The sequence below is a fragment of the Edaphosphingomonas haloaromaticamans genome, from assembly GCF_001853345.1.
In the GTDB taxonomy this organism is placed as follows: Bacteria; Pseudomonadota; Alphaproteobacteria; order Sphingomonadales; family Sphingomonadaceae; genus Sphingomonas_E; species Sphingomonas_E fennica.
The window spans coordinates 1,337,576-1,358,830 of the sequence record NZ_MIPT01000001.1; the positions used below are offsets into that span (position 1 = coordinate 1,337,576).

Here is a 21,255-nt window from a genome sequence, read left to right on the forward strand (position 1 = left end):
AGGGGCAGTCGAGGATGTTACGCAGGAACCAGCTTTCCGGCGCAGAATCGTCGATGCTGCCATGATGCAGCGTATATTCGTAAGGGCCGGCGATAACGAGATTGGCGAGCGCGAAGCCGCCCGGCACGGTCGTGGCGCCGTGGATGGCATCGACGACGAGGATACCGTTGCCGGTGGTGATAGCGCCTTCTCCTCCCGAATTGGTAATCTTGAGCCGGGTGGCGCCCGTTGCCGTGCCGCTGTCGATCACCAGCCGATCCGATGGCGAGCCATCGACGCCGAGATAGGTGTTGAGACCGATCAGGCCGCCAGCGCCGACATAGTCGATGGTGGTCAACGTCTTGTAGCTGGCGAGCACCTCCGGATCGGCGCCGGCCGCCAGCGGCGTGAACAGGATATCGCTCAGCTCGTTGCGCAGGAAGGTGACGTTGGAATTGCCCGTGACGTTCCAGGTCGAACCACTGTCCAGCACCATGTTGGCTGTGTTGCCCGGTTCAGTGGTGAAGGTGCCCGTCAGCGTCGTCGCTTCATCCAGCAGGACATTGGCCGTGGCATGCGTGGTCGCAACGCAGTTCCGGTCGGCGAAGGTATCGTAGACGCAGCCGGTGGTGACGACGCTGTCGCCGACAAGCTCGCTACCGCCCTTCGCGACCAGATTGACCAGGGTTTCGACCCGCGCGGCCGCGGCCCCGCTCTGCTGGAAGGAATCCTGCCCGAAGGCGACGAGCATATAGGGGCCTTCGACCCTCGCCCCGTCCGATAATTCGATATCGACGCGCCCGGCCGCGCCGATCGCGACCGCCTTCTCGCTGCTGAGGCTGCCGCCGGACATGCGGAATTCGTTGGGCGTTTCGCCGTTCAGGTTCCGCGAATAGAAGGCATAGGTGTAATCGCCCGTGGCGGTGACGGCGGTATCCGCGATCTCAACGACGCTTTTCGCGCCCGCGGCCGGGGCGATCGTATCCGATGCCAGCAGCACGCCGGTGCCGCCGCCGCTGGTATCGACCGTCGAATTCCTGGCGGTGATCACGCCGTAGACCGAATGCAGCCCGCTCGTGCCGGTGGCGGTGGTGGTGATCGCATTGTCGTCCAGATCGACCCGGCCGTCGCGCAGCGCATAGGCGCCGGCCCCGTAATTCACGGCCACCGTGATGGTGGTCCCGGTGCTGGTGACGAGAGCGGAATCGCGGGCGGAGAGGCCGTGGGCGGGCGAGCTGCCGTTGGAGGTGAACGGATTGCCCGCGGTGAACAGGGTGGAGCCTGCGCGCAGCTCGTAGAAATTGGGGCTGTCGCGGACGATGGTGATCTCGCTCGCGCCGGTGACGGTGACATGGCTGCCGGCATCGCGCGCGAACACGCCCGATCCCGCGGAAGCGCCGGTGACGACGAGATCCTCGAAGCTGGCGGTTCCACCGTTGAGGGCGACCACGCCGGAACTGCCCGACGGCTGGAAGGTCGCTCCAGGGGGCGGTGCGGTCGCGGCATTGAGGTTGATGGTGAGGCCGTCGATCGGCGCGGCCAGATCGGAATTGTCGATCGTGATGCCGGTGCCGCCGGCCCCGCCGGAAATGTTGAGCGTCGATCCCGCGCCGAGCGCGACGAGCCCGCCGTCATGCATGTAGACGGCGGTGCCCGCGACGGCATAGGTCGTCGCGGGCGGCACGGGATCGGGCGGCCGCATGGTGACGGTGATCGGCCCGGTGGAATCGATCAGGCTGTCGCTTTCCGCGCCCAGGCCGACCCTGGAGGCGCCGGTGGCCGTGACGGTGCTGTTGCCGTCGAAATGGATCGCGCCCGTTCCCGATGCGAGCGCGCCGTGGCCCGCGCTCGTTACGTCGGTGAAGGCGGCATTGATCGTGCCGCTTTCGGTCTGCAGCCCGCGATTGTTGGTGTTGAGGACGTTTATCGTCGTGTGATGCGTGGCATCGCCGCCGAGGTTGACGGTGCCGCCGGCGCTCGCGGTCACGCCGTGCGATCCCGCACCGCTTGTGGTGATCGCGGTTCCGAAGGCGCTGATCATGCCATTCTGTTCGGCGCGAAGCCCGGCTGCGTTGGCACCTTGCCCGTTGGTGCTGGTCGTGCTGATCGAACCGCCGGTGATGCTGATGGCGCCGCCGTTCAGCGCATAGGCGCCGTTGGAGAAACGCCCCTTGGTGGTGATGGCTTCGCCTGCCGCCGCGATGGCGGAGCCCGTGCCGTCCGCCCGCAATCCATCGCTTCCGTCGCCGAGCGTCTGGATGATGCCGCTGTCGCCGGTCGCATCCCCGGTCGCCGGATCGACATTGAGCCAGACCTGGCCGCCGCCCTGGGCGAAGGCACCGTGAGCGGTGTTGGCGCCGGACGACACATATAGCGCGGGATCGGTGACCGGCTGGCCGGCCCCATTGACCGGTTGCCCGGAGGCATCGACTCTAACGCCCGTGTAGATCGCATCCCCGGACGAGGTGACGATCGCGCCCGCTCCGTCCGCGAACAGGCCATGGGCGCCGGTTGCGGAGGTGATGATCGTCGTCGGATCGATATCGATCCGGCCACCGGCGGAAGCGTGGGCGCCGTAGGAATTGGTGCCGATCGTCGTGATCGACCCCGCATCGAAACCGATCACCCCGCCCGCCGTGGCACGGAGCCCGGCTGCATTGGCGGCCGCGATGACGATCGTCGTGCCGGTGCTCGTGATCGTGCCGCCTTCCGCGATCAGCCCCGCCCCGGTTCCGGTCGTGGAGATACGAGTGTCGGTTATGGTCACCGCCGCATTGCTGCCGGCAGCGAATATGCCCGATCCAGCCGCAGTGATGGTGCTGTTGCCGATCGTCACCTGGCCGTTCGTGAAGTTGATGTTGACGCCGTCGCGCATGCTGTTGATCGTGCCGTTGCTGAACTGCACCTGCCCGCCGCTGGCGACCGAAATGGCGTGGCCCATGCTCGTGACGGCCAGGCCGGCGGCCGTGATCCGCGTGGAGGCGTTGCCGGACGCCTGTAGGCCGAGCGCATTGGTGCCGGTCGTCGTGACGGACCCGCCGGCCAGAAACGTCACGGTGCCGCCATCGATGGCGCTCACGCCGGTTGATCCCGTTCCGCCGGAGGTGATTGCCGGTGCGGATGTGACGCTTATGCTTCCAGCGGGGGAGTCTGCCTGGAACACCGGCGTGGCATTGGCGCTGGTGCTATAGCTCGTTCCGCTCACGGTGCAGGCCGTGGTGGCGCTCACCTGCCCCGATGCCTGCACTGCGCATTCCTGCCCCGCGGCATCCGACATAATGGCATCGATGAGGAGCATCGACAAAGCGAGCGTCATCGCCGACGTGGTGGAAAGTATCTGCCGGCGCCGGAATGCAGATCCCGAAACCCCGATGTCCTGGGCCGCGCCCCAAGGGGTTGTCAGATCGACATGCTCCATGGCGAGGCTCCCAATTAGGAGCGCCGATGTTCGACCTTTGCCGAAAAGCCCACAATCGGTGAAAGTCCCGATGGACGGTTAGGGGATATGGCCTGCCGCGTTCCGGCGGGTGACGTTGTGCCAACAACCCTGCGGCCGGCACCGACCGGCGCGCTAGCGGCCTATTGATCGTCGTCCCGCTGATCGGTGCTTTCGCCCGGCAGGCTGTCCCGCATCGCCTGCGCGAATTTTGGTAGCAGGCGGACGAGCGTGTCGAGGTCCTCCTGGGGCCAGCCGGCGAAGCCCGCGCTGAGGATGCGTTCGCGCGCTTCGTCGATCCGGTCGGTCATGGCCTTGCCCGTGGGGCGGATCACCGCTTCGCGCACCCGCCGGTCGGCAGCGCCGCTCCGCCGTTCGATCAGGTCGAGCCCTTCCAGCTTCGCGAGCTGCCGGCTTACCGTGGTGTGATCGCGCCCCACCCGGTCGGCCAGCTCCACCACGCCGATGGGGCCGAACCGCTCGATCAGCACCAGCAGCGGAAAGAGCGCCCGATCCAGCCGGATGCCCGCCGCGCGGATCATCGCCTCGTCCCGCTGCGGACCGTTCATCATGCCCACGATATCGAGGACGGCGCCGTGCAGCAGCCGGAGCTGCCCGGTCATATGTGTATTATGCACATTCTTTCTTGCCGTCATGCCGACCTTCCCTATATATGTGCATCATACACGCATCCTGAACGCGAGGAAGTCCGATGAAGGCCGCTATCGTCACCGAAGCAGGGCGCCTGCCCATTTACGCGGATTTCGAGGAGCCGGTCGCCGGCGCGGGCGAGCGGATCGTCTCCGTCCGTGCCGCCGCCCTCGCGCCCCTGGTCCGCGCGCGCGCTTCGGGCAGCCACTACAGTTCCTCCGGCCGGTTCCCGTTCGTCGTCGGCGTGGATGGGGTGGGCACGCTCGATGACGGGCAGCGCGTCTATTTCTTCCTGCCGCGCGCGCCCTTCGGCGCGATGGCGGAGCGGACCGTCGTTCCCGTTGCCCGCCAGATCCCGGTGCCCGACGGGCTGGACGACGTGACCGCGGCCGCCATCGCCAATCCGGGCATGTCCTCCTGGGCCGCCTTCACCCGGCGCGCGCATCTGAAGCCCGGCGAGACGGTGCTCATCAACGGCGCGACCGGCGCCTCCGGCCAGCTCGCGATCCGCATCGCCCGGCATCTCGGTGCGGGCAAGGTCATCGCCACCGGCCGGAACGTGGATGTCCTGGCCGCGTTGGGCGCCGACGCGGTCATACCCCTGGATGGCGACGGCGATGCGCTGGAGGCGCGGTTCCAGGCGGAACTGGCGCAGGGCGTCGACGTCGTCGTCGACTATCTCTGGGGCATCAGCGCGGAACGCCTGCTGATCGCCGCCGCCCGGGTGGCGAAGGAAGGCGTGCCGCTGCGCTTCGTGCAGGTGGGCACCGCGAGCGGCGCGGACATCACCCTTCCCGGCGCGATATTGCGGTCCTCGGCCATCGAGCTGATGGGCAGCGGCATCGGCAGCGTATCGCTCGATGGTCTCCTCGCCTCGATCGCCGGCGTATTCGACGCAGCCTTGTCCGCCGGCCTCACCCTGCCCACCGATCCCGTGCCCCTGTCCGGCGTGGAGGCGGCCTGGCCGCGCGACGATGGCCGGCGGATCGTCTTCACCGCCTGATCGGTGCGGCCCCGAACCGAGGCCCGCCCGCCGATGGAAAATCGCTGGCCATGGCGGTTCCGTGCCACCTATGATGGAATGATCGGCCGCGCGCCGGATGGGTTCGAAAAGGTCAATCGGGATATCCCGTTACATGGGTTCCACTGGATTTCGACCATGCCCGGATGATCCGCGATCGCATCGCGATGCGCCTCCTTTGCCGCCGATATCGCCGCCGCCGGCATCCGGGCTTCGTGGGGCAGCCCCGGCCATGGATGCCGCGCGGCTTGCTTCCCCCGACTGGAAGGATAGGTCCGATGAAGCGTCATTGCCTGACCCTGCTCCTCGCCGCCGCGGCGATCGCCATCGCCCCGCCCGCCTCGGCCAGGGACAAGGCGGTCGCGACCGCCGATTTTTCGGTGGGGCCGCAATATGACACGACCCATGTCTATGTGGATGCGGCCGATTTCGATCGCTTCATCGCAAGCTTCGTCGCGACCTTCGGCGGCACGACATCCAGGCAGGGCGTGTTCCAGGTCACCCCGACGCCCAGCCAGACCATGTCGCAGCTTGCGCTGACGCCGGCCGGCACCATCTCCGTCTTCGGTTTCAAGACGCCCATCCCCTATCCCTTCGGGGCCGAGCGCACCGGCTATCTCGTCACCGATCTGGACGCCGCCGTCGACGCGGCGGTCAGGAACGGCGCGACCCGGCTGGTCGAAGCCTTCCCGGACCCCATCGGCCGCGACGCGATCGTGCAATGGCCGGGCGGGGTGAACATGCAGCTTTATTGGCACACCACCAAGCCCAGCTATGCGCCGCTCGGCACGGTGCCGGAGAACCGCGTCTATCTGACGGCGGATGCCGCCGATGCCTTCATCCGGCACTGGCTGGCCTTCTCGCACGGGCGGATCCTTGCCGACGATCGCGCGGCCCCCGGCGACGAGGTCGGCCAGCCGGGCGGGACCATCCGTCGCGTCAACATCAGCTCCGGCTACGGCAAGATGGCGGTGCTCGTGTCCAACGGGCAACTCCCCTGGCCCTTCGGCCGCGACATGACCGGTTACGAGGTGGCGGACCTTTCCGCCACGCTGGAAAAGGCGAAGGCCGCCGGCGCTGCCGTGCTGGCCGGGCCATGGACGGCCGGCCGGCGCAAGGCCGCCATGGTCCAGTTCCCCGGCGGCTATATCGCCGAAATCCACAGCGAGTCCGCCGAATGAGGGGGGCGCCCCGATCCGTCGGGGCGCGCCGAGCGGAATGGGTGATGCGCCGCATACGGCCGGCAGCCGTCGCCGCCATGCTTCTCGCGGCCCCGGCGGCCGCCCAGGTGGCCGAGCCCTGGCAGCCGCCCGTTCTCACCACCGAACGCTATAATGAGGACTGGTCCGACCTTGCCGATCCCGCGCGGCGTTCCGGCCGATGGACCGAGCGGTTCAAATATATGCCCCTCGACGATGCCGGACGGAGCTATCTGACGACGGGCATCGAGGTCCGCCTGCGCAACGAGGCCTATCGCAACAACCTCTGGGGCGGCGCGGATGCGCCCGACGACGGCTATCTCTGGCTGCGGGCCATGCCCTATGCCGATCTGCATGTCGGCGCGGCCCGCATTTTCGTCCAGCCGATCGCCGCTTATGCCATCGGCGTCCAGCCATCCCCCGGCCCGGTGGACCAGACCCGCGTCGATCTGCTGCAAGGCTTCGCCGATGTCGTCCTGCCGCTGGACGGGGAGGCGACGCTGCGCCTCAGGGCCGGGCGTGAGCTGATCGGGCTCGGGACGGAGCGCCTGGTCGGCACGCGCTACGGGCCCAACGTTCCGCTCGCCTTCGATGGCGGCCGCGCCATCCTGCACAGCGGCCGTGCGACCATCAACCTGCTCTATGTCCTGCCCGTGGAGGCGCGCGCCGACAGCTTCGACGATCGCAGCTCGCCCACGCGCAGGCTGTGGGGCGCCTATGTGACGCGCACGCTGGGCAGCGCGGGCGGGACCGGGATCGACCTCTATTATCTCGGCTACCGCAACAGCCGCGCCGCCTTCGATCAGGGGGAGGGGCGCGAGACGCGGCATACGATCGGGCTGCGGAGCTTCGGCGCGGAGGGCAATTGGCGCTGGAACGTCGAGGGAGTCTGGCAGTTCGGCCATTTCGCGGGCGCGCCGATCCGCGCCTGGACCCTGGGCACGGAGCTTGTCCGCTCCTTTCCCGATACGCCGCTCAAGCCGCAGCTTACGCTGCGCGCCAATATCGTGAGCGGGGACCATGACCGCGACGATCCCCGGCTGCAGACGTTCAATGCCCTGTTCCCCAAGGGCAAATATTTTGGCGAGCTTTCGCCGATCGGCCCCTACAACATCGTCAACGCCCATCTCGGCGCCGGTATCGATCTTGGCCATGGCTTCGGCCTCGGTTTGGCCGGCATGGCCTTCTGGCGGGAGAGCACAGGCGACGGCATCTACGACATTCCCGGCCACCTGATCCGCAGCGGCGAGGGCAGCGACGCGCGCTTCGTGGGCAAGGAAGCGGAGGCGACCCTATCCTGGCTCGCGACCCCAGAGCTGGAGATTTCGGCCTCGCTTTCCTTCTTCAAGCCCGGTGCCTTCATCCGCGATACCGGCCCCGCGCGCACGATCCGCATGATCGGCCTCGAAAGCAATTTCCGCTTCTGACCCGGCCACCCTGATAGGATCGGGCAAGAGATCGATCGAATCAGGCTGCGGGATGGAGGCGATCGATCCGATATCGCCTGTCCACGCGACATGGGCGAACAGCTTTGACGCCCGCGATTGCAACGCAGGAGGCTGGGATGAAATACCGCACGCTGGGCCAGGGCCTGAAGGTGTCGGCGATCGGCATCGGCTGCATGCCGATGATCCGCGAAGGCAACATCAACTATGGCGTGGCCGACGACGACGTCTCCACGCGAACGATCCACGAGGCGATCGATCTCGGCATCACCTTTTTCGACACGGCCGAGATGTATGGTCCCTTCCGCAACGAGGAGCTGCTCGGCGCCGCCATCAAGGGGCGTCGCGACGGGCTGGTCATCGCCACCAAGTTCGCGATGCGCTGGGATGGGAATGAGGCGATCGGGGTCGACGGCAGCCCGGAAAACGCCCGTCGCGCCTGCGAGGGATCGCTGAAGCGGCTGGGCATCGACACGATCGACCTGTTCTACCAGCATCGCGTCGACCCGGACGTGCCGATCGAGGAGACGATCGGCGGCATGGCCGAGCTGGTGAAGGAAGGGAAGGTCCGCTTCCTCGGCCTTTCGGAGGCCGCGGCCGGCACCGTGCGCCGCGCCGCCAGGGTGCACCCCATCGCCGCGCTGCAGAGCGAATATTCGATCTGGGAGCGCGACGTGGAGGAGGATATCCTTCCTGCCTGCCGGGAAAACGGCATCGGCTTCGTGCCCTACAGCCCGCTGGGCCGCGGCTTCCTGGCCGGCGGGATCCGCAGCCTCGACGCGCTTCCCGCCGGCGACTGGCGCCGCAACGATCCGCGCTATTCGCCCGAAAACATGCCCAGGAACCTCGCCATCATCGATGCGATAGCCGAGGTGGCGGCGCGCCATGGCGTTTCCAACGCGCAGATCGCGCTCGCCTGGCTGCTGGCCCAGGGCGAGGACATCGTCCCGATCCCCGGCGTCAAGCGCAGCGAGACGATGCGCGACAGCGCCGGCGCGCCCGATGTCACGCTGACTGCCGACGATCTTGCCGCCATCGCGGCGGCGGCGCCGGCCGGCGGCACGGCGGGGCCGCGTTATGGCGAAGCGGGAATGGCGCGCGTGAAGCTCTGACGGAAGGCAAGTCCATGGTCCGTCCGCATCCGCTGCCGCGAGCGGACGGGCCACGGGCAAGCTCAGGCCGCTAGGATAATGGGCAACGCAGCGCGGGATGTCCTCGTGCTGGCGGTGGGGAATCCGGCCTGCGGCGGTCAGTAACGCGTCCTGATGCTGGCGAAGAGGGTGCGGCCGGGCTCGGGGAAGCCGTCCGTCAGCACATAGTTCCGGTCGAACAGATTGCGTCCGCCCACGCTCAGCGTGACCTGGGGCAGGATCGCATAATCGATCGTCAGCCCGGCGGTCACATAGCTGCCCGTATCGTAATAGACCGGCGAGAGGCCGTTCGCCGACGCGGGGGTGACGGTGGTGCGATCGGAGGCGAATTCCAGGTTGGGCACGATCTCCAGCCCCTCGAGCGGCCGCCACGAGACGTAGGCGAAGCCCTTGTGGTCGGGCACGTCGGTCAGCGCGAACGGGCGGATCAGATCGCCCGACGCGGGCGTGCCGACATCGAAGTCGCGATGGATGTAGCTGTAATTGACGCCCGCATCGAGCGTGGGCGTGATCCGCGCCGTGATCGAAANCTCCCCGCCATAATAATCGGCCGAGCCGAAATTCTCGCGCCGATTGAGATTGGCGGGCGTGCGGACGGAGACGAGCGCATCGTCGAGATGGCTGTAGAACAGCGCCGCCGTCACGTTGACGATGCCGAAATCGCGCGTGCCGCCCAGCTCGAAATTGGTCGCGCGCTCGGCCTTGAGGTCGGGATTGGCCACGGCGGTGCCGAACTGGCTGCTGAAACGCTCGAACAGCGTGGGGAAGCGCGCGCGGGACGAGATGCTGGCATGCAGCGTGGTCGCCGGGTCCGGCGTCCAGTCGATCCGGCCCTGGGCATTCCAGGCACCGGCGCTGCGCAGCGGATAGCTGAACAGACCGCTTGCCTGCGAATATTCTTCCGCGCGGTCCAGATCCCGCCAGTCATAGCTCGCGCCGACGGTGAAGCGGAGCTGCGACGATAATGCGAGCTTATTCTCGGCGGCGATGCTCCACATATCCTCGACCGACTTCTGGTTCGGTTCCCAGGTGCCGGCGGGGAAGCTCTGCTGCGTCTCGTTATGCTCGTCCCGGCGATAGAAGAGCGCGAGGCTCATCGTGTCGCTGCCGGATGCCTGCACCGCCAGTTCGGCCGAGCCGCCATAGGCCTTGTCGGCATAAGGGCTGTTGAAGGCGCGCGGCCGCGTCTGGCTCGTCTGGGTGCGATCGTCGAACGCGCGCAGCAGATTGTCGAGCGTGTTGTAATAAGCGCGCGTCTTCAGCGTCGCCATGTCGCCCAGCGCCGTGGTCGAGAGGAAATAGACGCTTTCGATATTCCAATAGGGCCAGGACCAGTTGCGCTGGGTGGCGATCGGCTCGGTGACGTGGAGCGGCGCGTTCTTCGATCCTTCCTGCCGCAGGTAGCTGATGGAATATTCGTCGGTGGCGTTGGGCGTCAGACCGATCTTGGCGTTCACCCGCCAGTCCCGGCTGCGCGACAGATCGCGCTTGCCGCCATCCTCGTTCGCGGTGGGGGTGAAATCGCCCGATAGGTCCCAGTGATCCTGGAAGTTCCGCGCATAGCTTACCATGGCATACCATTTGTCATGGCGCGTGCCGATCAGGCCGGAGACGTTGTAGCCGTTATAATCCGCATTGCGGCCGAGGTTGAGCGTGCCGCGCGCCTCGACCTCCAGCGGCTGGGTCGGCTTGCGGGTGACGAGGTTGACCGCGCCGCCCATCGCGCCCGGCCCGTCCAGCACCGAGGCATAGCCCTTCGCCACCTGGATTTCGGCCAGATCGGGCGTGACGAAGCGGCCGTAATCGAGCCGGTTGTCGGCGGGCAGGTAGACGCGGATGCCGTCGATCGAAAGCGGCACCTGGAAACGATCGAAACCGCGCACGAACAGCAGCCGCTCGTTGCGCGATCCGCCGCTGTTGCCGGCAACCACGCCGGGGATCAGGGTTGCCGCGTCGTCGAGCGTGTTGCGGTTGAAGGTCGCCATGGCCTGGCTGCCGATCGTATCGATGCCGATCGAAACGCCTTCGGGCCGCTGGCCAGTGACCACGATCTGGCCGAGGGCGAAGCTGCTGTCGCGTTCCTCCACCGGCGCGGTGATCGCCTGGGCGAAGGCAGGGGAGGACGCCAATGTGGCGATACAAGCGGATGCAAGCAGGCAGGCGCGCAAGATGATTCCCCCTATCCCTGATCGCCGGCGTTGCCCGCCGTGGTTCGCACACCGTATATGTTCGGATATAGCGAACTGTATATACGCAAATATCGCGGGGATGAATCATGGGCGGTAGGCAAGGGCTGGTGCTTGGAACGATCATCCTGGCGATGGCGGCCAGCCCCGGGCCGGCCGCCGCGCAGCCGGCCCCGGCGGTGGAAGCCGCATGCCCTGCCGATGCCGCGCCGCTTCCGCCCGAGCTTGCGGGCTGGACGGCGCGGACGCCGCTGGCCGCCGCCGCCGATGTCCCCGGCCTTGCCGGGGCGAGACTGACGATCGGCGGCGCGGTGGATCTGTCGCTGCTGCCCACGCCGCGGCTGCATTATGCGCTGCGGCCGGAAAATCCGGGCGGATCGGTCAGCAATGGCGGCATGGCGAGCTTCGCGGTGGAGCGCGAGGGCCGCTATCGCGTGGCGATCAGCTCGGCCGCGTGGATCGACGTGGTGCGTGACGGCGCCGTCGTCGCGTCGGTCGCGCACGGGCGCGGGCCGGCCTGCTCCGGCATCCGCAAGATGGTGGATTTCACGCTCCAGCCCGGCGATTATGTGCTCCAGATCGCCGGCAGCGGATCGCCGGCGATCTCCGTGCTCGTCGCGCGCCTGCCCTGAACCCCGCCGGTCCTGAACGGGCATGCGGAAAGGGATCGGCCCCGGCCTGATGCTGGCGGCGCTGCTGCTGGGGGCGGCCTGCGCCGCTTCTGCCGCCACCGCCGCGGGGGGCTGGGCGTGGCCCGCGGCGCGCGCCGCGCCGAAGCTGCCCGGCGGCAATGCGATGTCGGCGGCCAGAGTGGAGCTGGGCCGCCGCCTCTTCTACGATGCCGATCTTTCGGTCGACGGCAGCATGGCCTGTTCCACCTGCCATGTGCAGCGCCATGCCTTCGCGGACGGCAATGCGACGCATCCGGGCGTCCATGGCGATCCGGGACGGCGCAACGTGCCGGGCCTCGCCAATGTCGTCTGGGCGAAAAGCCTGACCTGGGGCGATCCGCGCGTCCGCACACTCGAAAAGCAGATGCTGATACCCCTTACCGGCACGAATCCGGTGGAAATGGGGATGCGGGGCAGGGAAGGGGAGATCGCGCTCCGGCTGGGGCGCGACGATTGCTATGTCCGCATGTTCCGCGATGCCTTTCCCGAAGCCGGCGGGCGCATCGATATTGTTACGATCGGCAGGGCGCTGGCGGCCTTCCAGCGCAGCCTGATATCCGCCGATACCCGTTATGATCGCTGGCTGGCGGGCGATGCTTCCGCGCTCGACGCGGAGGAGCAGCAGGGCGCGCGGCTGTTCGGGCGATCCTGCGCCTCCTGCCATGCAGGCCCGGACCTGACCGACGGGCGCTTCCACAGGGCGCGCTTCGAACCCGGCGACCGCGGGCTTGGCGAGATTACCGGGCGCCGGGCGGACGACGGCCGCTTCCGCACGCCGGGCCTGCGCAATGTGATGCTGACCGCGCCCTATCTGCACGACGGCTCGGCCCGGACGGTCGCCGAGGCGATCGACCGGCATCTCGCGGTCGCGCCCGGGATGGCGGCGGCGGACAGGCAGGCGATCGTCCGCTTCCTCGGCGCGCTGACCGATCGGGCCTTCGTTTCCGATCCGCGTTACGCGCTGCCGCGAGCGGCCTGCGGCATATCGCTCTGATCCTGCGCATCGGCGGGTTCGGCGCGCAGCAGGGCCGCGAGCCGCGCCAGCGGAGCGCCGTCCGCCGCATCGCCCAGATCCCGCTCGATCGCGCGGAACAGGCGCAGCACCTCGCGGCCGCGATCGGTNAGCCGCGCCCCGCGATTGCGCGCGCCGCCGGCCACCGTATCGACCAGCTTTTCCGACCAGCAACGGTTCATTTCATCGACGAGCAGCCATGTGCGGCGATAGCTCATGCCCAGTGCCTGGCCGGCGCGCGAGATCGATCCTTCGCNGTCGATCGCCTCCAGCAGATCGGCCTTGCCGGGGCCGATGGCGATCCGGTCCCCGCAATAGATCTGCGCCTTGAGCTTGAGGGAGCCGATCCGCATCCTATTTGCCGATCAGCACGTCGCTGGCCTTCACGAACACCGTCACCCGATCGCCGGCCGCAAGGCCGAGCTCGGCGATCGCTTCCTCGGTGATGCTCGTCGTGACGACGTTGCCGCCGCCGATATCCACCTTCACGGCGCCATTGACCGCGCCCGGCGTGACCGCCAGCACCGTGCCCGTGAACTGATTGCGCGCGCTGATCTTCATGCACCACCTCGAACGTCAGGCCACCGGCTTAGCGGATCGGACACCCAGCAAAAGCGGATGCTCTGCTGGATGTGATCCACTAGCACGGCCCCCGGCGCGGCAGAACCCGGCGGGGCGGCCCGTCTCCGGCACCGTCCGCGCTTAGGGGACGAGCAGCAGCTTGCCCGTGGTCCGGCGGCTTTCCATGTCGGCATGCGCGCGCGCCGCATCCGCCAGGGGATATTCGCCGCCAATCTCGATGCGGAGCTTTCCGTCGGCGATCCAGTCGAACAGCCGCATCGTCCGCGCGCGCAGCAGTTCGGGCGTGTGGATGTGATCGGAGAAGACCCCGTAGCCGATCTTGATGCTCTTCGGCAGGCTCATGATGTCGAGCGGGCCGGGGCCGCCGAGGATGGGGCCGTACCAGCAGAAGGTGCCCGACCGGCGCAGCACGTCGAGCGAGCCCTGGAAGGTCTTCGGCCCGGAGCCGTCATAGACGACATGCACGCCCTCGCCGTCCGTCAGGCGCAGCGCTTCCTCGGCGAACCGGCCTTCCGTATCGACGATGACATGATCGGCGCCGGCCGCCCTGGCGATCGCCGCCTTGTCGGCGGAGGAGACGCGGCCGATGACATGGCCGCCGCGGAGCTTGGCGATCTGCGTCAGCAACAGGCCGACGCCGCCGGCGGCGGCATGGACGAAGGCGACGTCGCCGGGCTGCACGGGGTAGAAATCCGTCGCGAAATGGCTGGCGGTGAGGCCCTGCATCATCACCGCGGCGGCGGTGCGATCGTCGATCGCGTCGGGAACCGGCACCAGCGACGTCGCCGGGATCGCGATCCGCTCCGCATAGCTGCCGGGCGCATAGACCCAGGCGACGCGCTGGCCGGGCGCGATGCCTTCCACGCCGGGGCCTGTGGCCAGTACCCGGCCGGCGCCTTCGACGCCCAGGATCTTGGGATTGGGCATCTCGGTCCAGGCCGCACCCTGGCGCACGCCGATGTCCATGAAGTTCACCCCGGCGAAGGCGATCTCGACCAGCGCCTCGCCCGGCCCCGCTACCGGCTCCGGCCGTTCGACATGCTCCAGCATTTCCGGGCCGCCCGTCCCGTTCATCACGATGGCTTTCATCGACTGCTCCTATATTGAACGATCATTCCATAAATTCGCAAAAAAGAGGCTATCGCAGCGCCCGGAGCGCGGTCGCGGCCAGCCCGTCGAGCGTGGCGCGATCGGCGCCGCCGCGCCCGGCGATCCGGATGCCGGCGATGTTCGCGGTCAGGAAATCGGCGATCGCTTCCGCGTCGAGATCGGGCGCGGCATCGCCTTCCCGCTGCGCGTCCCGCACACGGGCGGCGATCGCGGCGCGCAGGGGCATCGCCAGGGCGGCGTTGATTTCGGCGAGATCGGGGCGGGATGCGCCGAATTCGCAGATCGATGCGACGCCGAGGCAGGGCTGGCTGGCCGTTTCGGCCACCCGGCGCAGCATCGCGGCGATCCCGTCAATGGCCCGCGCGCCGCTGCGGAGCGCATCGAAATGGGCGGCGCACTCGCCCATCCCATATCGGCGCACCGCCGATCGGTAGAGCTGCCACTTGTCGCCGAACGTGTCGTAAAGGCTCTGCCGCCCGATTCCCATGGCATCGACCAGCATCTGGGCCGAGCTGCCCTCGAACCCATGTTCGCGAAAGACGCCGATCGCGCTGTCCAGCGCCGCGTCCGCATCGAATTCCCGTGGCCGTGCCATGCACGCCATCTAGTGCTTCGGGAACGATCGTTCAAGAACCTCGTCGCTGCCGATTCATGCGCTGCCCTCAGGAGGCCGCATTGAGCGCGGGGGCCGGCTGACTCCTCGGCGGGCTGGATTTCGCCGAATCCTCATAGGTGCCGTAGAGCGCGGCATAATGGCCGCCCTTCGCGGTCAGCGCCTCGTGCGAGCCGAGTTCGACGACGCGGCCGTTGCGGATCACGGCGATGCGATGGGCCGAGCGGATGGTTTCGAGGCGATGGGCGATGACCAGCGCGGTCCGCCCTTCGCACAGCACCCGGAGCGCTTGCTGGATGCGCCGTTCGGTGCTGACGTCGATCGCGGAGGTCGCCTCGTCGAGGACGAGGACGGAAGGGTCGGCCAGATAGGCGCGGACCAGGCAGACGAGCTGCCGCTGCCCCTGGCTCAGCTGGCCGCCGAGCGGGCCGACCTGCGTGGCATAGCCGTGGGGCAGCGATTGCAGCACCTCATGGGCGCCGATCCGTTCCGACGCGGCGATCAGCTCCGCATCGCTGGCCTCGGGCCGGGCGAGCCGCAGATTATCCAGCACAGTGCCGCCGAACAGCACATTATCCTGCAGGACGACGCCGATATGGCTGCGCAGATTGCGCTCCGATATCGAGCGGATGTCCCGCCCGTCGAGCAGGACGGCGCCCTGATCGACATCGTAGAAGCGCGTCAGCAGCTGGACGAGCGTGCTCTTGCCATGGCCGGTGGGGCCGACGATCGCCAGCAGCTCCCCGGCGGCGATGCTCAGGTCCAGCCCGTTGATGACCGGCTGATCGGGCCGGTAGCCGAAGCGGACGTCGCGGAACTCGATCGCGCCTTCGACGGCGGGCAGGGTGGCGGCGGCGGGCCCGTCGACGATGTCCGGCTCGGTATCGAGCAGCAGGAAGATGCGCTGGGCGCAGGCCGTGCCGTTGGCGAAGCGTTCGAACAGGTCGCTGAATTCCTGGAGGGGCGCGAGGAAGAGGAAGACGTAGAACAGGCTCTGCGCCAATTCCCCGAGGCTCAGCGTGCCGAGCGCGATGCCCCGGCCGCCGACCACGAGGGTGAGCGCGAGGCCGGCGGTGGTGAGCAGCCCGGTGAAGGGCGCGAACCAGCCCGAACGCATCGATCCGAAGATCAGCGCGGAATTGAAATCCTCCAGCAGCCCGCGATATTTCGCCAGATTCTCGCGATCCCGCCCGGATTGCTTGATCAGCCGGACGGCGGCCACGGTTTCCACCAGATGGGCGGTGAAGCGGCTGCGGTTTTCGGCCACCTTCGCCCAACTGCGTTGCGATATGCGTTTGAAAAGGAAGGTGGCGGCCACCAGCACCGGCACCACCGCGACCAGGCCGGCCAGCAGCGCCGGCGCGATCAGCCATAGCAGGAAGCCGGCGAGGCAGAGGCGCAGGATGGCGGACAGGAATTCGGGCGGACCCTGGATCAGCAGCGGCTCCAGCGTATCCACGTCGCGATCGGCGCGGGCGATGATGCGGCCGGCCTTGGTGCGATCGAAATAGCCGACGCTCAGCGTCTGGACATGAGCGAAGACGCGCGTGCGCAGATCGTTGAGGACGCGGATGGCGGCCACCCCCGCGCAATATTGGGAAAGCCCGCCCAGCGCGAAGCGTATGCCCCAGGTGGTGGCGAGGCCGAGGCAGGCCCAGGCGATCAGCGGCGCATCCACCCCGGCGCCCGCCTGCCGCAGGCCGCGATCGATCACCAGCCCGATCAGCAGCGGCCGGGCGAAGATCGCCAGCACCTGCACGATCTCTATGCCGATCACCGCCGCGATCTGCCGCCATACGGGCGCGATCAGCGGCAGCAGCCGGCCGAACATGCTCTGGTTCAGCGATCGCCGGGCGAATTTCTCCTCCAGCTCGATATCGGAAAGGGCGCTATCGCCCCTGAATCCGTTCATGGGACCAACCCGTTCATGCCTTCAAAGCCCCATCAATGCGCGATAGGCCGCGCTGGTCCGCTCCAGTTCCCGATGCGGGCCTTCGGCGACGATCCGGCCGCCGGCCAGCACGATCACCCGGTCGGCCGCCAGTGCGGTCGACAGGCGGCTCGCCACGATCAGCATGGTGATCGGCCGTGCCCGGCCGGCGCGCAGGGACCGGATATTGTCGATCGCCCGCCGCTCGGTCTCGGCGTCCAGCGCGCTGGTGGCGTCGTCGAGGACCAGCAGGTCCGCATCGGCGAGCAGCGCGCGGGCGAGGCAGACCCGCTGGCGCTGGCCGCCCGAAAGCGTGGCGCCGCGATCGCCCACCCGCGTGGCGAGGCCGTCGCCGAGGCGGTCGAGCAGCTCGCCGGCGGCGGCCCTGTCCAGCGCCTCGCGCAGCTGCGCGTCGGTGGCATCGGGCGCGCAAAGCCGGAGATTGGCGGCCAGCGTATCGGAAAAGAGGAAGCTTTCCTGCGGCAGCACATGCACGCGGCGGCGAAGATCGCGCAGCTCGGTGTCGCGGACATCCTGCCAGCCGGCCTCGTCCGATCCCAGCTCGACGCGGCCGGCATCCACCTCCACCAGGCGGGGAAGGAGGGCGGTGAGGATGCTCTTGCCGGAACCCGTGGCGCCGACCAGCGCGACCACCTCGCCCGGCTGGATGGCAAGGCTGAGGTCGTGGAGCACGGCGGCGCCGTCGCCCAGGGGCGAGGCGGCGACATGCGACAGGCGCAGGCCCAGCGGGCCGGCGGGCAGCGGGCGCGTGCCCGACCGGATCACCGGCTCCGCATCCAGTACCTCCCAGATGCGCGCGGCGGAGGCGCGGGCGTCGGCGATCACCTGCAGCAGCCGGCCGATGCCCTCGATCCTGAGCACCAGCGTGTTGACCACCAGCATGGCGGCGACGAGCGCGCCCAGGCCGAGCGCGCCCTGCGCCACCATCCAGGCGCCGAAGCCCAGCACCCAGGCGTGCGAAAGCGCGATGACCGTCTGGGGCAGGGGCACCCGGCGGGAGGCATGGCGGATGGCGGCGCGCGCCTCCGCCCGGAACAGATCGATATGGCGGCGGAAACGTTCGGCGCGCGCCTCGCCCAGCGAGAAGGCCTTGATGACGCGGACGCCGTTGACGCCTTCGGACAGGTCCTGCGTCACCGCGTCATAGGCATCGCCGATCCGCCGGTCCAGCGCGACCAGCGCGTCCGCCTGCCGCCAGAGCATGGCGATGCCCGCGACCAGCAGGATCAGCGGCACCAGCGCCAGCCAGGGCGAATAGAGGCAGAGCAGGCCGAGCGAGATCAGCACGATCAGCCCGGTTTCGAATATCTGGCGCCAGAAATTGATGAGCGCGTCGCGCACCTTGTCGGCATCGCGCGTCATCCGCGTGACCATCTCGCCCACGCCGTGACGCCAGTGATAGCTGAGGTCGAGCCGCTGGATCTGGACCAGGATACGCTCGCGCAAGGTGGTGAGCAGCCGCTGGCCGATGGACAGCGAAAGCAGCCCCGCGCCATATTGGACGACGGCGCGCGCGAGCGAGAGGCCGAGGAGCAGCGCCACCCAGAACCAGGCCCGGTCATAATCGAGGATGCCGTCCGCCCCGGCCACGACCAGCCGGCCATGCTGCGCTTCCTGCACGGCATGGCCGACCATCACCTGCTGCGCCACCAGCGCGAGGTTGACCGCCGCCAGCAGGATCGCCGTCAGCGCGAAGCGGCCCGGCATCTCGCCATAGATGGCCAGGCAGCGCAGCAGCGGGCTGCGCCGCATGAAGCCGCCGGTCGATTCCTCCCCCATATGCTCCCCGATTAGCTGGCGAGCGCGAGCGGCTGCGCCGCTTCCAGCGGGCGCGGGTCGATCCATGTCCGCACGTCGAAGCTTTCCGGGATGAACTTCCAGCGGTGGAGGAAGTTCGTGAAGTCCTGGATCGCGACGATCGACTGTTCGGAAAGGTCGGTCTTCAGCTTCTTCTGCGCATCCTCGCCATAAGCGATGCTGACCCAATATTCGCTGCTGTTGGTCTCGCGCGCGAGATAGCGGCGCACTTCCGACGGATGCGCCTGCGCCCAGGCTTCGGCGCGCAGCACCTGTTCGACGGTGGTGACCGCGGCGTCGAAATGATGGTCGATCAGATGGCCGTCCACGGCGAGCGTGCGCGGCGTGCCGTTGTTGGCGCGGACCAGCGGATCGGGATGGATGCCGGTGTCGATCACCGTCGTCAGGCCGAACTGGTGGGCCGCCTGCGCGCCATGGGCGCCCTTCAGGAAGATCGCGTCCACCTCGCCCCGCAAGAGGGCGATCAGCTCCAGATTGTTGGCGCGCGCGCGGCTGGTGCTGCGGCCGTTCCAGGCGAGCGTGCCGCCGACCGACTGGGCCTGGCCGTCGCTATAATGGGTCTCGATATCCTGGTCGACGATCTCGACGTCGGCAACCTCCAGCCCCTCCAGCCGGAGCGCGTTTTCCAGGCCGCGAATGGCCTGCGCGCGGGTGAAGTCGATCTCCACATTCTTCCAGTTGGGCAGGCCGAAGCGCCGGCCCTTGAGATCGCGGACCGACGTGATGCCCGATTCCGGGCTGGCGAGGATCAGCTGGGTCTCGTCCGCCCAGGAGAGGCCGATGACACGCGTGTCGCGCCCGCGCGCCCGCGCGCTGATCGCCGGGATGTTGCCGCCATGGCGGACGCTGTTCCGCACGGTGTGCGAGAAATGCGACTCCCGCTTGGAGAAATCGCTGGATTCCAGCAGCGAGGACAGGCTGGTGCCCCGCGCGCGGAAGGCTTCCTCCAGCCAGCCTTGCTGGATGGCGATGCCGAGCCCGGTGGGCACGGGGCAGCGCGTGTACCAGAGCGTATCGAGAGGCTCGCTCATGCAAATTCTCCTTCGAGGATGGGGGCCGGCGCGCGGGCCGCCGAGGCGTTGGGATTGGCGGGGCGCGGCAGGCGAAGATGCTCGCGCAGCGTCGTCGCTTCATATTCGGTGCGGAACAGGCCGCGCCGCTGGAGTTCCGGCACCACCAGATCGACGAAATCCTCGAGCGAGCTGGGCAGCAGCGGCGGGATGAGGTTGAAGCCGTCGGCGGCGTCGCGTTCGAACCAGTCCTGGATCTGGTCGGCGATGTCGGCGGGCGTGCCCAGCACGACACGATGGCCGCGCACCGCGTTGAAGCGCAGGAAGAGCTGGCGGATGGTGAGGTTCTCGCGCCGGGCCAGCGCCGTCAATTGCCGCCAGCGGCCCTTGCCGTTCTCCGGCTCCGGCAGGTCGGGCAGCGGGCCATCGAGCGGATAGGCGCTGACATCCTGTCCCATCAGGTTCAGGTCGCCCGAAAAATCGACCTTCTCCTCCAGCGCGCCGAACTTGTCCTGCGCTTCCTGAAGGCTGGAGCCGATGGTGAAGGACAGGCCGGGCATCACCTTCAGCGTATCGGGATCGCGGCCATGGCCGGCGACGCGCGCCTTCACGTCCTTGTAGAAGGCCTGCGCATCCTCGATGAACTGGGCGGCGGCATAGATCATCTCGGCATGGCGGGCGGCGAAATCGCGGCCGACCTCCGAATTGCCGGCCTGCGCGAACACCGGATAGCCCTGGATCGGGCGCGGCATGTCGAGCACGGAATCGATGCGGTAATAAGGCCCGCGATAATGGACGGGGTGGACGGCATCGGCGTTCAGGTAGATGCCGCTTTCCTTGTCCGCGCCCTCGAAGGCGTCGTCCTCCCAGCTGTTCCACAGCGCCTTGGCCAACTCCACGAAATCATGGGCGCGGGCGTAGCGTTCGGCATGGCTGGCCGGCTGGTCGATGCCGAAGCTCTTCGCCGCGCCGTCCGCCAGCGAGGAGACGATGTTCCAGCCGATCCGCCCGCCGCTGATATGATCCAGCGAGGCAAGGCGGCGGGCGAGCGCATAAGGCTGCTCGAAATTGGTGTTCACCGTCGCCACCAGCCCGATATGGCTGGTGATGCTGGCGAGCGCGGCGGTGGCGGTCAGCGGCTCGAAATCCAGGAAGGCGTGCCGGCGCTCGATGCCCCTGGTGCTGTCCCCGCTCTGGCCGACGAAATCGGCGAAGAAGGCGGCGTCCAGCTTGCCGCGCTCGGCGGTGCGAACGAGATCGGCCCAGTAGCGGAAATCGGGCTTGCCGGTGCTCGCGGTGCCCGGCTGGCGCCAGGCACCGGGATGATGGCCGTGCCGGGTGAGGAACACGGCAAGGGCGAGCTGGCGCTTCTTGTCACTCATGACGGATCGCTCCGGTTACGCGGGGGAGGGGAGCCGGC

At 68.2% G+C, this 21,255-nt stretch carries 17 protein-coding genes; 6 read left to right on the forward strand and 11 right to left on the reverse strand.

Annotated features, from left to right (window positions below; all coding sequences use genetic code 11):
• Positions 1 to 3,397 (reverse strand): hypothetical protein (locus BHE75_RS06210; RefSeq protein ID WP_191225154.1); only part of this gene is annotated, 3,397 nt, incomplete at its 3' end.
• Between the two features lie 161 nt (positions 3,398 to 3,558).
• Positions 3,559 to 4,071 carry a MarR family winged helix-turn-helix transcriptional regulator gene (locus tag BHE75_RS06215; RefSeq protein ID WP_070933142.1) on the reverse strand — a complete coding sequence of 171 codons (513 nt, stop codon included), beginning with the start codon at positions 4,069 to 4,071 and terminating at the stop codon, positions 3,559 to 3,561.
• A gap of 56 nt (positions 4,072 to 4,127) precedes the next feature.
• Between BHE75_RS06215 and BHE75_RS06220 the strand changes: the two genes are divergently transcribed.
• From BHE75_RS06220 to BHE75_RS06235, 4 genes are all read left to right on the forward strand, one after another.
• Positions 4,128 to 5,069, forward strand: coding sequence for a quinone oxidoreductase family protein (locus tag BHE75_RS06220; RefSeq protein WP_070933144.1), 942 nt, complete (start codon positions 4,128 to 4,130; stop codon positions 5,067 to 5,069).
• Between the two features lie 296 nt (positions 5,070 to 5,365).
• Positions 5,366 to 6,268: a glyoxalase gene (locus BHE75_RS06225; RefSeq protein WP_070935544.1), complete on the forward strand. Its 903-nt coding sequence runs from the start codon at positions 5,366 to 5,368 to the stop codon at positions 6,266 to 6,268.
• 44 nt (positions 6,269 to 6,312) lie between these two features.
• Positions 6,313 to 7,713, forward strand: coding sequence for an alginate export family protein (locus BHE75_RS06230; protein WP_070933146.1), 1,401 nt, complete (start codon positions 6,313 to 6,315; stop codon positions 7,711 to 7,713).
• Positions 7,714 to 7,850: 137 nt separating this feature from the next.
• Entirely contained in the window at positions 7,851 to 8,843 is a 993-nt protein-coding gene (locus BHE75_RS06235; protein ID WP_070933148.1) for an aldo/keto reductase, read from the forward strand.
• 137 nt (positions 8,844 to 8,980) lie between these two features.
• On the opposite strand, the gene BHE75_RS06240 is transcribed toward BHE75_RS06235, so the two are convergent.
• Positions 8,981 to 10,969, reverse strand: coding sequence for a TonB-dependent receptor plug domain-containing protein (locus BHE75_RS06240; protein WP_438830611.1), 1,989 nt, complete (start codon positions 10,967 to 10,969; stop codon positions 8,981 to 8,983).
• Positions 10,970 to 11,157: 188 nt separating this feature from the next.
• On the opposite strand from BHE75_RS06240, the gene BHE75_RS06245 reads away from it, so the two are divergent.
• Both BHE75_RS06245 and BHE75_RS06250 read left to right on the forward strand, forming a co-directional pair.
• On the forward strand, positions 11,158 to 11,700 hold the full coding sequence (locus BHE75_RS06245) for a hypothetical protein (protein ID WP_041864957.1): 543 nt from the start codon (positions 11,158 to 11,160) through the stop codon (positions 11,698 to 11,700).
• A 22-nt stretch (positions 11,701 to 11,722) separates the two neighbouring features.
• Complete coding sequence (locus tag BHE75_RS06250) at positions 11,723 to 12,733, forward strand: cytochrome-c peroxidase (RefSeq protein WP_070933152.1); 1,011 nt, start codon at positions 11,723 to 11,725, stop codon at positions 12,731 to 12,733.
• Here BHE75_RS06250 and BHE75_RS06255 read toward each other — a convergent pair.
• The 8 genes from BHE75_RS06255 to BHE75_RS06290 form a co-directional block, all read right to left on the reverse strand.
• Positions 12,694 to 13,104 (reverse strand): winged helix-turn-helix domain-containing protein, encoded by a 411-nt coding sequence (locus BHE75_RS06255; RefSeq protein ID WP_070933154.1) that lies wholly within the window; start codon positions 13,102 to 13,104, stop codon positions 12,694 to 12,696. The two genes, BHE75_RS06250 and BHE75_RS06255, sit on opposite strands and share 40 nt — an antisense overlap.
• 1 nt (position 13,105) lies before the next feature.
• Positions 13,106 to 13,312 (reverse strand): TOBE domain-containing protein, encoded by a 207-nt coding sequence (locus tag BHE75_RS06260; RefSeq protein WP_070933156.1) that lies wholly within the window; start codon positions 13,310 to 13,312, stop codon positions 13,106 to 13,108.
• Between the two features lie 141 nt (positions 13,313 to 13,453).
• Positions 13,454 to 14,422 carry a quinone oxidoreductase family protein gene (locus BHE75_RS06265; RefSeq protein WP_070933158.1) on the reverse strand — a complete coding sequence of 323 codons (969 nt, stop codon included), beginning with the start codon at positions 14,420 to 14,422 and terminating at the stop codon, positions 13,454 to 13,456.
• 49 nt (positions 14,423 to 14,471) lie between these two features.
• Entirely contained in the window at positions 14,472 to 15,038 is a 567-nt protein-coding gene (locus BHE75_RS06270; RefSeq protein ID WP_070933161.1) for a TetR/AcrR family transcriptional regulator, read from the reverse strand.
• Between the two features lie 67 nt (positions 15,039 to 15,105).
• Positions 15,106 to 16,968: an ABC transporter ATP-binding protein gene (locus tag BHE75_RS06275; RefSeq protein WP_070933163.1), complete on the reverse strand. Its 1,863-nt coding sequence runs from the start codon at positions 16,966 to 16,968 to the stop codon at positions 15,106 to 15,108.
• A gap of 21 nt (positions 16,969 to 16,989) precedes the next feature.
• Complete coding sequence (locus BHE75_RS06280; protein WP_084652964.1) at positions 16,990 to 18,786, reverse strand: ABC transporter ATP-binding protein; 1,797 nt, start codon at positions 18,784 to 18,786, stop codon at positions 16,990 to 16,992.
• Positions 18,787 to 18,797: 11 nt separating this feature from the next.
• Complete coding sequence (locus tag BHE75_RS06285; RefSeq protein ID WP_070933165.1) at positions 18,798 to 19,856, reverse strand: ABC transporter substrate-binding protein; 1,059 nt, start codon at positions 19,854 to 19,856, stop codon at positions 18,798 to 18,800.
• On the reverse strand, positions 19,853 to 21,217 hold the full coding sequence (locus tag BHE75_RS06290) for an LLM class flavin-dependent oxidoreductase (protein WP_070933167.1): 1,365 nt from the start codon (positions 21,215 to 21,217) through the stop codon (positions 19,853 to 19,855). The genes BHE75_RS06285 and BHE75_RS06290 overlap by 4 nt, the downstream gene beginning before the upstream one ends.
• Between the last annotated feature and the right edge of the window lie 38 nt (positions 21,218 to 21,255).

Bases quoted from the DNA above. Each gene is read 5' to 3' on its own strand.
- BHE75_RS06215 (WP_070933142.1), bottom strand. From the start codon at position 4,071: ATGACGGCAAGAAAGAATGTGCATAATACACATATGACCGGGCAGCTC.
- BHE75_RS06220 (WP_070933144.1), top strand. From the start codon at position 4,128: ATGAAGGCCGCTATCGTCACCGAAGCAGGGCGCCTGCCCATTTACGCG.
- BHE75_RS06225 (WP_070935544.1), top strand. From the start codon at position 5,366: ATGAAGCGTCATTGCCTGACCCTGCTCCTCGCCGCCGCGGCGATCGCC.
- BHE75_RS06230 (WP_070933146.1), top strand. From the start codon at position 6,313: ATGCGCCGCATACGGCCGGCAGCCGTCGCCGCCATGCTTCTCGCGGCC.
- BHE75_RS06235 (WP_070933148.1), top strand. From the start codon at position 7,851: ATGAAATACCGCACGCTGGGCCAGGGCCTGAAGGTGTCGGCGATCGGC.
- BHE75_RS06245 (WP_041864957.1), top strand. From the start codon at position 11,158: ATGGGCGGTAGGCAAGGGCTGGTGCTTGGAACGATCATCCTGGCGATG.
- BHE75_RS06250 (WP_070933152.1), top strand. From the start codon at position 11,723: ATGCGGAAAGGGATCGGCCCCGGCCTGATGCTGGCGGCGCTGCTGCTG.
- BHE75_RS06260 (WP_070933156.1), bottom strand. From the start codon at position 13,312: ATGAAGATCAGCGCGCGCAATCAGTTCACGGGCACGGTGCTGGCGGTC.
- BHE75_RS06265 (WP_070933158.1), bottom strand. From the start codon at position 14,422: ATGAAAGCCATCGTGATGAACGGGACGGGCGGCCCGGAAATGCTGGAG.
- BHE75_RS06270 (WP_070933161.1), bottom strand. From the start codon at position 15,038: ATGGCACGGCCACGGGAATTCGATGCGGACGCGGCGCTGGACAGCGCG.
- BHE75_RS06275 (WP_070933163.1), bottom strand. From the start codon at position 16,968: ATGAACGGATTCAGGGGCGATAGCGCCCTTTCCGATATCGAGCTGGAG.
- BHE75_RS06280 (WP_084652964.1), bottom strand. From the start codon at position 18,786: ATGGGGGAGGAATCGACCGGCGGCTTCATGCGGCGCAGCCCGCTGCTG.
- BHE75_RS06285 (WP_070933165.1), bottom strand. From the start codon at position 19,856: ATGAGCGAGCCTCTCGATACGCTCTGGTACACGCGCTGCCCCGTGCCC.
- BHE75_RS06290 (WP_070933167.1), bottom strand. From the start codon at position 21,217: ATGAGTGACAAGAAGCGCCAGCTCGCCCTTGCCGTGTTCCTCACCCGG.